The following is a 13,350-nucleotide window of genomic DNA, read 5'->3' as shown; positions in this document are numbered from 1 at the left end:
TACTCAGAATAGAACTTATTCGTGTGGAGGAGGCTGCGGCGACCGAAATCGGCGCCATCGTTCGCGGTAGGTATGTAGTGCTTGGCGCCGGGCATCTTCACCCAGTCTTCTTGGGCGGCCTGCTTCGCTTTGCGTGCCGGTCACCACATACGATGCGGCGATCCCGGTCCTGGGTATAGGTGGCGGGCATCGCTGTTTTACCACTGGCGACTGCCGCGGGGTCTTACTGCAAAAGTTGCCTCGAAATACCGCGGCACGCGCTGCTGCATGAGCTCTTTCGGAGGAGATGATATGACAAACTATCCCGTGACCATGAATATCAAACCAGAGGTTCAGGCATTCTTCGACGATGCGACGAATACGATTAGCTACATCGTGAAAGACCCCGCCAGCGACGCCTGCGCCATTGTCGACAGCGTGATGGACATCGACTATGCCGCCGGGCGGATCACCTATGATCATGCTGACGAATTGATCCGGCAGATCGAGGATCAGGGCCTGCGGCTGGAGTGGATCATCGAGACGCATGTCCATGCCGACCACCTGTCCGCCGCGCCCTATATCCAAAAAAAGCTGGGCGGCAAGATCGGGATCGGATCCAAGATCATGATCGTGCAGGACACGTTCGGCAAGGTGTTCAACGAAGGCACGGAGTTTCAGCGCGACGGGTCGCAGTTCGACGCGCTGTTCGAGGATGGCGATACGTACCGCGTGGGCGAGATGGAATGTTTCGCCATGTACACGCCCGGTCATACGCCGGCCTGCATGGTGCATGTAATGGGCGACGCGGCCTTCGTGGGCGATACGCTGTTCATGCCCGATGGCGGCTCGGCGCGGGCGGATTTTCCGGGCGGGGATGCGGGGCAGCTTTATGACAGTATCCAGAAAGTGCTGGCCCTGCCCGACGAGATGCGGCTGTTCATGTGTCATGACTATGGGCCGAATGGCCGGGATATCGCGTGGGAGACCAGCGTGGGCGACGAAAAGGCGCACAACATCCATGTCGGCGGTGGCAAGACGAAAGAGGATTTCGTCAAGTTCCGCACCGAGCGGGACGCGACCCTGGCGATGCCCAAGCTGATCATCCCGTCCCTTCAGGTGAACATGCGCGCGGGCGAGGTGCCGAAGGACAAGGACGGCAACCCGATGCTCAAGGTGCCGGTGAACGGTCTCTGAAACGAGAATTGCGTCACTCATCCCTTCGAAAGGAAATAACTTATGTCTAATAACAAGACGGTAGAAAACTTGAACCGTGCGCTTCAGATGGAAATGAGCGCCGCGCACCAATATCAATTGCATGCGCATGTGCTTGACGATTGGGGCCTCAACCTTCTTGCAGCCAAGATGCGTGAAGAGCAGGCCGAGGAAATCGGGCACTCCGATCTCTTCATCGAGCGCATCTTATTTCTGAAGGGTACCCCAGAGATCTCCTTTGCGAAGCTTCCAGAACGCGCCGAGACGTTGAACGAAATGTTCAAAGCTGACCTTGCCGATGAAGAAGACGCAATCGCATTCTATACGCGTGCTGCGCGAGAAGCATTCGAGGCGAATGACATCGGTTCGCGCACGCTCTTCGAGACAATTGCGCTTGATGAGGAAGGTCACAAGTCATGGCTTGAGCTGCAAATCGATCTTATCGAGCGGATCGGTGAGCAAGCGTATAGTGCGAAGCTGGTTTCGGTGACTCAGGAAGAGGCCCCGGCCGTGTAACGGCACCATAAATTGGTCTGACGGCGCCTCTGCGCCGCACTTCTGAAACGCGAAAAGGTGCATGACATGGACATCAAAAAAATCACCGAGAAAGTATCGGTCTCACCACAGATTACAGTCAACGATATTGCGGAGATCAAGGCTGCGGGTTTCCGCGCTATCATCTGCAACCGCCCGGACGGCGAAGGAGCGGACCAGCCAAGCTTTGAGGAAGTTGAAGCTGCAGCGAAAGCCGTCGGAATCGACGCGCGTTATGTTCCGGTGGAGTCCGGAATGGTCAACGATGAAGATGTGGCGGCTTTCGGTGCGTCTCTCGAAGACTTGCCGCGTCCGGTTCTGGCGTATTGCCGCACGGGCACTCGGTCCGCCACGCTCTGGTCCTTAAGTGAAGCCAAGACGCGTTCGATGCCGGACATCCTGGCAGCGACCAAGGACGCTGGCTACGACATGAACGGCGTTGCACGGCGTATCGCCAACGGCGGCAAGACGCCGACAGATACTGGCGATGCCAAATATGATGTTGTGATCGTTGGGGCGGGCGCCGGCGGTATCTCGGTTGCTGCCAGCCTGAAGTCTCGGAAATCCGGCCTCAGTATCGCTGTGATCGATCCTGCCGATATCCATTATTACCAGCCCGGTTGGACCATGGTCGGCGGCGGCATCTTCGAGGCAAGCCAGACCGCAAAGACAATGGGCAGCCTGATACCTAGCGGTGTCAAATGGATCAAGGCTGCTGTCGCCGCCTTCGAGCCGCAGAACAATGCCGTTATCCTCGATGGCTGCCGGGTCGTGAAGTACGACCGCCTTGTCGTCTGCCCGGGCCTGAAGCTGGACTGGAGTTGCGTCGAAGGTCTGGAAGAAACGCTTGGGCGCAACGGCGTGACTTCTAACTATCGCTACGATCTCGCGCCCTATACTTGGCAGCTTGTGCAGGAGACGAAGCAGGGCCGAGCGCTCTTTACGCAGCCGCCGATGCCGATCAAATGTGCGGGCGCACCGCAGAAAGCGATGTATTTGTCTGGTGACGCATGGTTTCGGCGCGGCGTTCTGAAGAACATCGATATCCAGTTCATGAATGCCGGGGGCGTACTGTTCGGCGTGAAGGACTACGTGCCGGCTCTCATGGAATACGTCGAAAAGTACGACGCGACGCTGAACTTTTTCCATAACCTCATCTCTGTCGATGGTCCGGCCAAGACGGCCACGTTCAGGGTGGCGAAACCCGATACGGATCCAACCGAGGTCACCGTCGAGTTCGACATGATGCATGTTTGTCCGCCACAGACTGCGCCGGACTTCATCCGTGTTTCGCCCCTGGCCGATGCCACTGGGTGGGTCGACGTGGATCAGGCCACTCTGCGTCACAAATCATTCGACAACATATGGTCGCTCGGCGATGTGATGAATGCCCCGAACGCCAAGACGGCTGCGGCGGCGCGCAAGCAGGCTCCGACCGTAGCCGAAAATATTGTCGCGGACATACGTGGTCGGTCGGCCGTTGCCCAATACGACGGCTACGGCTCGTGCCCGCTCACTGTCGAGCGCGGTAAGATTGTGCTGGCAGAGTTCGGATATGGCGGGGCCCTGAAGCCATCCTTCCCAGCCTGGCTGGTCGATGGCACTAAGCCTACCCGTGCCGCCTGGTTCCTTAAGGAAAAGATGCTTCCTCCAATCTATTGGCAAGCCATGCTGAGGGGTAAGGAATGGATGGCAAAACCTGAGCAGCTAAAGGTCGCAGCCGAGTAGTTCAACTAGAGGCCACTTTGAGGCGGATGCGTCCGTCTCAAAAAGCACGATCAGAACCTTTCGGTCTGGCCTGAAATTCGGTGGTTGGCGGCGTCGCGCCTCACACCGCCCTTCTTGATTGCGAAACGACAATGCCCAGCCTGCGACAATACTTTCCAATTCTCGATTGGGGCCGGACCTACAATAGGCTGGCCCTATCGAACGACCTAATCGCTGCGGTGATTGTAACGATTATGCTGATCCCTCAGTCGCTGGCATATGCGCTTCTTGCTGGCCTACCACCCGAGGCGGGTATCTATGCGTCGATTGCCCCGATCCTGCTCTACACGATCTTCGGCACGAGCCGGGCATTGGCGGTCGGTCCGGTAGCAGTCGTTTCGCTCTTGACCGCCTCCGCGCTTGGCCAAGTCGCGGAACAAGGGACAGCGGGCTATGCTGTCGCAGCCCTGACGCTTGCACTCCTGTCTGGTGGCTTTCTTGTGCTGATGGGCGTGTTTCGACTGGGCTTTCTAGCAAATTTCCTGAGCCACCCGGTGATTGCGGGGTTCATCACGGCGTCGGGTATTCTTATCGCCACTAGCCAATTGAAACACATCCTCGGAGTGAGCGCGCATGGCCATACGCTTCCCGAGATGATTGCTTCGATCTTTGCGCATCTGAATGCGGTGAACTGGATCACGCTCATGATCGGAACGACCGCAACAGCGTTTCTTTTCTGGGTGCGCAAGAACCTAAAGGCGTCTTTGCTAAAACTGGGCGCGTCGCGTCTGGTGGCCGACATTTTGACAAAGGCGGGGCCGGTGGCCGCGGTCGTGGCCACCACTGTTGCGGTTTGGGCATTCGGGCTTGCCGACCGTGGTGTCAAGATCGTCGGCGAGGTGCCGCAAAGTCTGCCGCCACTTACGCTCCCTGGGTTTTCGCCGGACCTGCTCAGTACTCTTCTGGTCCCAGGCATTCTGATTTCGATCATCGGCTTCGTCGAATCCGTTTCTGTTGCGCAGACACTTGCGGCGAAGAAGCGTCAGCGTATTGATCCTGACCAAGAGTTGATCGGTCTCGGTGCCGCAAACCTTGGTGCTGCGTTTACAGGCGGCTTTCCGGTAACGGGTGGCTTTTCGCGCTCAGTCGTCAACTTCGACGCTGGTGCCGAGACCCCCGCAGCTGGAGCTTACACTGCACTTGGGCTCGCTATCGCGGCACTTTTTCTTACGCCGCTGGTCTACTTTTTGCCGAACGCAACGCTTGCCGCTACTATCATAGTCGCTGTGCTCAGCCTTGTGGACCTTTCGATCCTCAAAAAGACATGGGGCTACAGCCGTGCCGACTTCACGGCCGTTGCCGCGACGATTATCCTTACTCTTAGTCTGGGCGTGGAGGTCGGCGTAGCATCCGGTGTCGCAGTGTCTGTTCTCTTGCACCTCTACAAAACTTCGCGACCACATGTGGCCGAAGTCGGTCTGGTCCCTGAGACCCAACACTTCCGTAACATTCATCGGCACAAGGTCAAAACCGATCCAACCCTTGTGACGCTGCGTGTTGATGAAAGCCTCTACTTCGTAAATGCCCGCTTTCTGGAGGACCTGATCCAGAAGCGGGTGACCAACGGCTGTGACGTCATGAACGTGGTCTTGATGTTTTCGGCGGTGAACGAAGTCGACTATTCGGCCCTCGAAAGCCTTGAAGCGATCAATCTCCGTTTAAGAGATATGCAGGTTGGTTTGCACCTGTCAGAAGTAAAAGGACCGGTGATGGATCGACTCAGTCGTTCCCATTTTCTGGACGAGCTAAACGGCGAGGTATTCTTGTCTCAGTTCGATGCTTGGAGGCAGCTAGCAAAATCGCCTAGGTCTGCGTCGGAATAGCTGGCTGGGGCGGTACCTCAATGGAAAATGCGACGGAGAATTGTACAGATCCGTAAGCTGTGCTGGCGCATTAGGTTCACTTAAGTGCAAGGGTTGAAATCTGCCGACGACGCCAACGAAGCGCTAAGAAGCATATTGCGGCTTTGCCACGCGCTGAAGACTACAACAAGCTTAACAAGCTTGCGCTTGAAGCGAATTTTGGCAACGCGGATTGCGCACGCGTTTTTCTTTAGATCGCCGGACGTCGGCAATGGGCTGTTCACACCCCGGCCGTTCGTGCTGGAACTGAGAGAACTCTGTTCCTTGTCGCGGTCAAGAAGGACTTGAAGCGATCATTTTGCTCCAAGGTGACTCCCGGTTCTCATATGCATCATTCACTGCAAAGGGTTGCTCCTGCTCAAGAGACCTCCAATGGCTGCTACCGCTTCTACAACCCGTGCGCATGCTTTGAGAAAAATTCGATTATGAGCCTAGAGGCGTCTTCGGAAAAATGGCTATCAGCAAGATGCGGACCTTTTGTTCGCACAATTTCAGACTTTCCGCCAATTGATCGGCTAGCAGCCACCATCAGCTTAGAATGCTCTGCTATAGGAAGTACAGCGTCGTCTGAACTGGCTAGCGCTAGCAGAGGGATGCCTCTATACGAGAAATCGTGAAAATCATTCAAGGGGTCATGGCCCCGGCTGGCTTTTCTGAAGGAACCTTCTTCCTCTTCTGCGTATGCCGCTTCGATCCTCTTACGGCGCTCTGGCGGGCTGCTATGGATGGCCTGCAGATTCATCGCCCCGTCAATTGTCGCCACGGCAACAACTGGCTGGGGAAACAACCCTTTCCACGTCATCTGAAGCGCTGGCAACGCGCCCATAGAGATTCCAAGCGCAAACAATTGTCCGTTCCACTCGACCCGTTGGATTGCTTTGCTACACATACGTGCGCAATAGCTCAGAGCAAGGTCGTTTCCGTACGTGTCGGGACCGGCATCGGCACTTCGCACGAGATGCCAGCCAGCACGCCGCATCGCGTCGAACATTACCCACGGCGCTTCCCGCTGGCGGCCCTTCGCCGGAACGCCGCCGAGCCTGTGGGAAACGTAGACCAACGGACCCGCGCCATGCGCCGGAAGCAGTGTGCTTTCGCCTTCACGGTCGTGTATTGAGCGGGCAGGTGGAAGCGTGTCACTCCCGAGCGTCGTGCCGGGAACAAATACCGCCATGGAACAGGATAGGAACTTGCGTCGTCTCATCATAAACCGGCTTCCCGCAACTAAACGTTGATATTATCTCTACAACTGTACCTGCAACATGCCGCAGATCATCTTGGTATCGGAAGAGGGATGAGTTGCTTGCCTTCAATCGGAAAATCCGCCGCCTATCGGCTTCGGGTGCAGGATCACACGCGCATTCATGGGAACCCTTTCGTACAGGTCGATCATGTGCGCGTTTATCAGCCCCGCGCAGCCGTTAGATACTGCACGCCCGATAGTGCTTGGATCATCTGTGCCGTGAATTCGCAGAAAGGTATCGCCGCGCTCTTTGGTAAAAAGATAGAGCGCTCGAGCCCCTAGCGGATTCCCTGGCCCGCCCGGCAAACCACTGTCCGCGTATTTGGCATAACGCTCGGGCTCTCGTGCGATCATTCCCGGCGTTGGCATCCAGGACGGCCACTCTTTCTTCGCACCAACATAATATTCCCCGGCCTCGTAGAGCTCAGCACGTCCAATGCGCACAGGATAGACGATGGCGCGCCGTTTAGGCAGCGTCCAGTAGAGCCGGAAAGGACCCGGCACAACATGTACCTCGCCCGGCGGCGGGGCGGGCGACGCCATCTGGACGATATGAGGCACCATCAGCGGGGATGCATCTTCTGCAACGGCCTGTCCGGTAGTCGGAAGGCCCCCGAGGGCGACCCCGCTTAGGATAAAGGTTCTGCGTTTCATACCTGCCCTCAGATCACGTGCACTTGAGTGCCGACGGGGCAGAGGCCATAGAGTTCCTCGATCATCGAGTTATAGAGACCGATGCAGCCATCCGAGGACTTGCGCCCGATCTTGCGCGTGTCATGGGTGCCATGAATGATGTAGGCGGGCCAAGACAGGTACATCGCATGAGTGCCAAGTGGATTGTCGGGGCCCGGTGGCATGTATTGAAGGTCGGGATTGCGCTCCAACATGGATTGAGTCGGCGTCCAGTCCGGCCCCACTTTCTTTCGCACGATTCTTGTGTAACCGCGCTTGGTCAGCTCTTCCGACATCGGCACGGATGTTGGGTAGATCCGGTAGTCGGTGCCGTCATGATTCCAGAAATGTAGCGCGCGCGAAGTGGTGTCCGCTACGATGGACGCCTTGCCGAGATTTTCGAAGTGGTCGCGCCAATCCTGCATGGTGAAGCTTGACGTATTGCGGCTGGTTGTTTGGGCGATAGCCAATGATGGCGCGGCAAGGCCAGCCCCGGTGGCGAGGCCGAGTGCAATGGCCGCGCGACGTGTCAGGAGATGTTTCATCGGGATTTCCTTTTTGTCAGCCCTTTGTTTTATTGTGAACTTATTTCAAGTCGCAGCCGCAGCTTAAGTGGGGCTTAAGCTTCGGCACGGGCCTTCGCGATAGCGTCGACAAGGTTCTTGCGCTTCTGTGCGCCGGTGTAGAGTGTCGTTCCAATGGCGAAAGCCGGCGTGCCGCGAAAACCGAGAGCTACGGCCTGGTGGTCGTTGCGAGTCAGCAGGCCGGCCCAAGTGTCGCGGTTAGCGTGGTAGGCAGCTTCGGCCTTCTCCACTGCGACGACTTCGGCAATGGTGGCTTCCACGTCCTTGATGCTGAGGCGCGCCTCAGTCGCCATGAGCGCGTCGTGCACCTGCTCGTATGCCCAGAGCGACACCGCGCCGAGAGTGAGTTGGCTGGCCCGGATCGAGGCCGCGCCGAAAATTGGCCAGTCCTTCATCACGAGACGCACCTTGCCGTCCTCGGCTACCACGTCCTTCAACATCGGATGCATCCGTTTGCAGAACGGGCACTGATAGTCGAAATACTCGACCAGAGTTACATCGCCGTCAGGGTTGCCCTGCACAGGCGCGTCAGGATCGTTAAGCACGGCGTCGATGGTCAGTTGTTGCGCCTGACCGGTTTCGGGCCAAAGGGAGACCGCCCCGGCGCCCAAAAGCAGGCCGCCGGCGCCGGTTGCGATGAGGTTTCGTCTTGTAAGGATCATTGGGGGTCTCCTGTCTGGTCGGAATCTGGTATGTCACCGTCGCCCAAGTTGGACGCGGCGGTGTCGATTGTCGCAATCTGCGACAACAGCTCGGTGCGTGAGATTTCGCCGAAATGTACGTTTTGCAGGGTGCCGGAGGCGTCGAAGAACAGCGTCGTCGGCAGTCCAACTGCGTCAAAGCGAGCCATGAGGCTAGAGGTCGGGTCGAGCAATAAATGGCGGTCGCCGAGACCAAGCGTGTCTAGGAAATCGGTCACTTGCGCTGGCGTCTCGCCTTGATTGGCGAAGACCAGGTCGGCGCCTTGGATGGTATTGGCCACATCCATCATCATCGGCATCTCGCGTCGGCACGGCGGGCACCAGCTGGCCCAGAGGTTGAGGATCAGTGGTGCACCATCGCGCTCGTTCAACTGAGTGAAGTCGCCGGCCATGGTAGGAAAGGCGGTTGTGGGTAGGGCTGCGGTTTCGTCAGTTTCCTTGAGGCTCAGCAAGCCCAGATTTACCAGCCCGCCGGCGAAGGCTGCGGCGAGCAAAGGAGCTACTGCGGCCCGACGCCGTGCGTAGGCCAGGATGGCGAAAGCCGCCAGCCCGGCGAACCCCGTCCAGACCGAAACGCCGCCCTGCCAAACTTTTGGGATGTCGAGGGGATGTTGTGAGAACACATCCCATTGCTGCATCACGTATCCCGTGCGAGCCCCCAGAAGCCAGATCATCGCCGCTGGAAAAGCCCAAGCGCGCACATCTTCCCTGACTCCTGCGATATGCCACAACGTTAGCAAGTGGAACGACCCAAAAAAGGTCACCGCAGCAAGTAGGAAGGCGAAGCGTTCGGTTGCAAAAACGAACGGACCAAGTTCGATGGCGTTCATCGCGAGACCATCCGCAGCGAGCGCAACATCTCCTCATTTCCGGTATCGCCGACGATCCGGCTGCCAGTAGCTTCGGCCGCGTTGGCGTTGAAGAAAACCATGGTGGGTGGTCCCGCTGCGCCCAGCAGGTCCAGCATCGCTTGGCTTTCGGGGCCGAAGTCGGTGACATCGACTTTTAGTAGGGTAAGCGGATCAAGCGCAGCGCGCACCTTTGCGTCAGACATCGGGCCACGCTCGATGCTGCGGCAGGTGGTGCACCAGTCAGCTGTGACGTAGGCGAGGGTTGGGCGGTTGGTTTCGGCCAAAGCGGATCTCAGCCCGTCGTGCGTGCGTATGTCGGCGAATCCATCGTCAGGGGCCGTCGATTCATGGCCACGCGCCGTGAAAGGGGCGAGCGGACGCGTGGGGTCGACTGCACCGACCGCTGCGCCGATTCCCTGGAGCGCGCCCGCAATTAGGACAATCACGCCTGCGGCGCGGCCCAGCCTGCCCTTCATACCCGGAATTGGCGCATCAGCCAGGACCACACCAACACCAATTAGTAGTACTGCCCACAATCCAAGTGTCAGCGGACCTGGTAGAACGCGCCCGACAAGCCAGATTGCGACGCCAAGGAAGATAACTCCGAAAAGCCATTCCGTCGTGTCCATCCACGACCCTGATTTCGGCAGGATGCGCGGTCCGAATGCACCAATGGCCAACAAAGGTATGCCCTGACCGAGACCTAGGGCGAAGAGTGCAAGTGCGCCCAAAGCCACGTCGCCGGTCTGCGCTATATAGAGTAGTGCCCCGGCCAGCGGCGCAGTCACACACGGACCGACGATTAGCGCAGAGGTGAAGCCTAGCAACGCAGCGCCTCCGACCGAGCCGCGTCGACCCTCGACCCTTTTGAGGCGTGCGGTGATGACTTGGGGTATTTGTAAGGTGAAGAGGCCGAACATTGAGAGCGCGAGAAATACGAAGATCGTAGCGGCCACACCGATGGCAATGGGCGACTGCAGGGCGATTTGAAGGTTCTGTCCAGACCATGCGGCGACGATGCCCAGCCCGGCAAAGGCGGACGCCATAGCCAGCACATAGACTGCCGCAAGGGTCAGCCCGCGGCGCGGGCCTGGTGAAGACTGAGACCCCATGACCATACCGGCCACGATTGGAAACATCGGGAAAACGCAGGGTGTAAAGGCCAGAAGCAGGCCCAGGCCAAAGAAGCTAGCTACCACGAGCGTTGCACCGCCGCGATCCGACATGTCGGCCAAGAGGCCAGGTTCATCGGCCAAGCTGAAGCCTGCGGGTTCGGCATCCACATCAGACGCGTTGCCCGTGGCGCTTGACCCCTTGTCGCCAACGATGTCGATAACCCGTGTCTGCGGTGGATAGCAAATGCTGGCATCTTTGCAGCCCTGCCAAGTCAGCGTGACGGGTCCGGCGGTAGCATCGAGGCGTGCGATTACCTGATTGTAGAAGACTTCGACCGTGCCGAAGTTCGGGTCTTCCTTGATTTCACCATCCGGCGTTTGAAGCGCTAATGAAGATCCATCAGGCCCCTCCGCTCTTAAGTTGTCCCGATAGAGATAATAGCCTTCGGCGATGTCCCAGGTAAGGGTCATGGCGCTGTCATCATGGTCGACCCTAAGGTCGAATGCCTGCTCAGCCAGAAGCGGGTCGGAGGAGGTTTGCGCAAAAGCATCTGTTGGCGCCAAAATCGCAAGGGCCGCCAGCGTGGCCAGAAAAGTACGGATCATCATCATGTTGCGCCGAATGGCTCGGAAACCTTAAGCAGGCCTTAAGGTTCTTGAGTGATAGCCCCGGCGAACTGGAGGCGAGATGCGCATATTGATCGTGGAAGATGACGATGTCCTTTCCGAAGGCTTGTCTGCCGGTCTTCGGCTGTCCGGCTTTACGCCGGATACCGTCGAGACGCTTGGCGATGCCCGTGCGGCGCTGGAGGTGTCTGATTTCGACGGGGTCGTGTTGGATATCATGTTGCCCGATGGCCTTGGGTTGGACTTGCTGACAGAGCTGCGTGCGCAAGGATCGAACCTGCCAGTGCTGCTACTGACCGCGCGCGATCAGGTGCGAGATAGGATTCGCGGATTGGACACGGGGGCGGATGACTACCTTGGCAAGCCATTCGATTTGGACGAACTGGCGGCTCGGTTGCGTGCTATGATGAGACGGCGGGAGGGGCGTGCCTCGAATGCCCTGAGCCACAATGGACTGACGGTTGATCCGGCCACGCTGAGCGGCCGCTTCCGAGAGCAAAGCCTGAAATTTTCGCGCCGGGAGTGCGCGATCCTCTGTGCGTTAATGGAGCATCCCCGCCGCGTGACCTGTCGCGATACGCTGGAAGAGCGGCTTTACGGCTGGCAGGAAGAGGTCGAGAGCAACGCAGTGGAAGTTCATATTCACAAGCTGCGTACTAAAGTTGGGCGTAACTTCATCGAGACTGTGCGAGGTCTCGGTTATCGACTTGCCGAAGAGGAGGACGCATCATCTCGATCCGTCTGAAACTTTTCGTGATCCTTGCTCTGGCCACGGGCGCGGTCTGGCTGTCCGCCGCACTTTGGATTCAGACTTCGACCCGGTCCGAGGTGGAGCAGGTGCTAGACGCCAGACTCGCAGAGGCAGCCAAGATGGTGTCGTCGCTGATTTCGGATCACCGGATCGAAGTCGCCCGGGCGGGAAACCAGACATTGCCGATTCCGACCCCGCGAGATGCGACATACTCGAAACAACTGTCGTGCCAAATCTGGTCGCTGGATGGCAGCATGGTTGGTCGGTCGGACGGGGCGCCCGATGTCGAACTGACCAACGCTGCGGTCGAAGGCTATACCCGCTCAGTCATCGATGGAGAGCCGTGGAGGGTCTACACGCTGATTAATCAGGAGCTTGGCGTCAAGGTTATGGTAGGTGATAGCTTGGCCGTACGTGACAACCTGGCTCGGGACGTGCTGGAAGGGCTGTTGTTACCGGGCGCACTCGTTTTACCGATCTTGGCTGTGATCTTGTGGATCAGTGTGGCGAGGGGGCTTGCGCCGCTCGATCATTTGGCGAACGCGCTCCGGAACCGCTCGCCGTCGGACCTGAGTCCTTTGCTCGGAGGGACCGACCCACGCGAGATCAAACCAGTGCGCTCTGCTCTTAACAGCTTGTTCGAACGGGTGGCCTCGGCGCGGGACGTTGAGCGAGACTTTACCACCTATGCGGCGCATGAGCTGAAAACACCTTTGTCCGGCCTCCGCACGAACGCGCAGGTGATGCGCCTAACCGATGATCCGAAGGTGCGCGAAAAAGCGTTGGCGGCAATCGAGAGGTCTGTGGATCGGACCGACCGTATGGTGCGTCAACTGCTTGAATTAGCCGCCGTAGAACGATCCGAGGAAGGAATGGAGGAAGTCGATCTATCAGAGCTGATGCGCGAGACTGTAACGGACCTTCGGGCTTTTGCTGCGGAGCGGGAAGTCACGCTTAAAGTCGACGCGCCTAGAAGAACTTCGTATGTCCGTACCAACCCGTTTCTTCTGCAAGCGGCGTTGCGCAACGTGATCGAGAATGCAATCAATGCGTCGCCCGTTGGGGAGGGAGTGAGCGTGGCGCTTAGAGATCGTTCGTTCATCATTAGTGACGAAGGAAATGGAATACCGCCGGAGCTTCTGGATCGCATGCAAACGCGATTTACCCGGGGACGTGGTCAAGAAGCCAATGGAAGCGGGCTGGGCCTGTCCATCGTTGCAAGCGCGATGGAGCGCCTTGGCGGCAGTATTGAGTTTTTTAAGGGACCTGAGCGTGGGCAGACTGTCACGCTTACATTGAATTTCTAAAGTGGCGACCCATCGCTGGGTCTGTAAGTTCGCTCCAGATATCCGCATGCTAGACGATGGCGCAAACGCCATTCGTGAAGTGCGGCTCCGGAGCACCTTTATGTGACCGGAGGGTGATACCGGAGGTGGTGTCCGTCTTCAG

Annotated in this window: 12 protein-coding genes; 7 read left to right on the top strand and 5 right to left on the bottom strand. The window is 58.1% G+C overall.

Features of this window, described 5'->3' with window-relative positions:
• Positions 1–291 precede the first annotated feature (291 nt).
• The 5 genes from FIU86_RS15820 to FIU86_RS22720 all read left to right on the top strand — a co-directional run bounded on the left by FIU86_RS15820 (position 292) and on the right by FIU86_RS22720 (position 6,474).
• Complete coding sequence (locus tag FIU86_RS15820) at positions 292–1,176, top strand: MBL fold metallo-hydrolase (protein WP_152475964.1); 885 nt, start codon at positions 292–294, stop codon at positions 1,174–1,176.
• Between the two features lie 42 nt (positions 1,177–1,218).
• A complete protein-coding gene (locus FIU86_RS15815) occupies positions 1,219–1,710 on the top strand; it encodes a bacterioferritin (RefSeq protein WP_152475963.1) in 492 nt (163 codons plus the stop codon).
• A gap of 66 nt (positions 1,711–1,776) precedes the next feature.
• Complete coding sequence (locus FIU86_RS15810; RefSeq protein WP_152475962.1) at positions 1,777–3,456, top strand: bifunctional protein tyrosine phosphatase family protein/NAD(P)/FAD-dependent oxidoreductase; 1,680 nt, start codon at positions 1,777–1,779, stop codon at positions 3,454–3,456.
• Between the two features lie 131 nt (positions 3,457–3,587).
• The gene (locus tag FIU86_RS15805) at positions 3,588–5,318 is read left to right on the top strand and encodes a SulP family inorganic anion transporter (RefSeq protein ID WP_152475961.1); all 1,731 of its coding nucleotides are present in this window, start codon (positions 3,588–3,590) and stop codon (positions 5,316–5,318) included.
• A gap of 652 nt (positions 5,319–5,970) precedes the next feature.
• Entirely contained in the window at positions 5,971–6,474 is a 504-nt protein-coding gene (locus FIU86_RS22720; RefSeq protein ID WP_216647183.1) for a hypothetical protein, read from the top strand.
• Between the two features lie 192 nt (positions 6,475–6,666).
• Here the strand turns inward: FIU86_RS22720 and FIU86_RS15795 are convergent, their stop codons facing one another.
• The 5 genes from FIU86_RS15795 to dsbD all read right to left on the bottom strand — a co-directional run bounded on the left by FIU86_RS15795 (position 6,667) and on the right by dsbD (position 11,135).
• Positions 6,667–7,254, bottom strand: a complete 588-nt coding sequence (locus tag FIU86_RS15795) for a L,D-transpeptidase (RefSeq protein ID WP_152475959.1) — start codon at positions 7,252–7,254, stop codon at positions 6,667–6,669.
• An 8-nt stretch (positions 7,255–7,262) separates the two neighbouring features.
• On the bottom strand, positions 7,263–7,817 hold the full coding sequence (locus FIU86_RS15790) for a L,D-transpeptidase (protein WP_152475958.1): 555 nt from the start codon (positions 7,815–7,817) through the stop codon (positions 7,263–7,265).
• A gap of 74 nt (positions 7,818–7,891) precedes the next feature.
• Positions 7,892–8,518 carry a DsbA family protein gene (locus FIU86_RS15785; RefSeq protein WP_152475957.1) on the bottom strand — a complete coding sequence of 209 codons (627 nt, stop codon included), beginning with the start codon at positions 8,516–8,518 and terminating at the stop codon, positions 7,892–7,894.
• Positions 8,515–9,387, bottom strand: coding sequence for a TlpA disulfide reductase family protein (locus FIU86_RS15780; protein ID WP_152475956.1), 873 nt, complete (start codon positions 9,385–9,387; stop codon positions 8,515–8,517). Before FIU86_RS15780 ends, FIU86_RS15785 begins: the two co-directional genes overlap by 4 nt.
• Positions 9,384–11,135 carry a protein-disulfide reductase DsbD gene (gene dsbD / locus FIU86_RS15775; protein WP_254703859.1) on the bottom strand — a complete coding sequence of 584 codons (1,752 nt, stop codon included), beginning with the start codon at positions 11,133–11,135 and terminating at the stop codon, positions 9,384–9,386. Before dsbD ends, FIU86_RS15780 begins: the two co-directional genes overlap by 4 nt.
• A gap of 76 nt (positions 11,136–11,211) precedes the next feature.
• On the opposite strand from dsbD, the gene FIU86_RS15770 reads away from it, so the two are divergent.
• Both FIU86_RS15770 and FIU86_RS15765 read left to right on the top strand, forming a co-directional pair.
• On the top strand, positions 11,212–11,895 hold the full coding sequence (locus tag FIU86_RS15770; RefSeq protein WP_152475955.1) for a response regulator transcription factor: 684 nt from the start codon (positions 11,212–11,214) through the stop codon (positions 11,893–11,895).
• Between the two features lie 8 nt (positions 11,896–11,903).
• Positions 11,904–13,208, top strand: a complete 1,305-nt coding sequence (locus FIU86_RS15765; protein ID WP_152475954.1) for an ATP-binding protein — start codon at positions 11,904–11,906, stop codon at positions 13,206–13,208.
• Positions 13,209–13,350 lie beyond the last annotated feature (142 nt).

The organism is Roseovarius sp. THAF9, assembly GCF_009363715.1.
In the GTDB taxonomy this organism is placed as follows: domain Bacteria; phylum Pseudomonadota; class Alphaproteobacteria; order Rhodobacterales; family Rhodobacteraceae; genus Roseovarius.
The sequence above is the reverse complement of the archived record's forward strand: the minus strand, read 5'-3'. Positions and strand labels throughout refer to the sequence as shown.

Bases quoted from the DNA above. Each gene is read 5' to 3' on its own strand.
- FIU86_RS15820 (WP_152475964.1), top strand. From the start codon at position 292: ATGACAAACTATCCCGTGACCATGAATATCAAACCAGAGGTTCAGGCA.
- FIU86_RS15815 (WP_152475963.1), top strand. From the start codon at position 1,219: ATGTCTAATAACAAGACGGTAGAAAACTTGAACCGTGCGCTTCAGATG.
- FIU86_RS15810 (WP_152475962.1), top strand. From the start codon at position 1,777: ATGGACATCAAAAAAATCACCGAGAAAGTATCGGTCTCACCACAGATT.
- FIU86_RS15805 (WP_152475961.1), top strand. From the start codon at position 3,588: ATGCCCAGCCTGCGACAATACTTTCCAATTCTCGATTGGGGCCGGACC.
- FIU86_RS15795 (WP_152475959.1), bottom strand. From the start codon at position 7,254: ATGAAACGCAGAACCTTTATCCTAAGCGGGGTCGCCCTCGGGGGCCTT.
- FIU86_RS15790 (WP_152475958.1), bottom strand. From the start codon at position 7,817: ATGAAACATCTCCTGACACGTCGCGCGGCCATTGCACTCGGCCTCGCC.
- FIU86_RS15785 (WP_152475957.1), bottom strand. From the start codon at position 8,518: ATGATCCTTACAAGACGAAACCTCATCGCAACCGGCGCCGGCGGCCTG.
- FIU86_RS15780 (WP_152475956.1), bottom strand. From the start codon at position 9,387: ATGAACGCCATCGAACTTGGTCCGTTCGTTTTTGCAACCGAACGCTTC.
- dsbD (WP_254703859.1), bottom strand. From the start codon at position 11,135: ATGATGATGATCCGTACTTTTCTGGCCACGCTGGCGGCCCTTGCGATT.
- FIU86_RS15770 (WP_152475955.1), top strand. From the start codon at position 11,212: ATGCGCATATTGATCGTGGAAGATGACGATGTCCTTTCCGAAGGCTTG.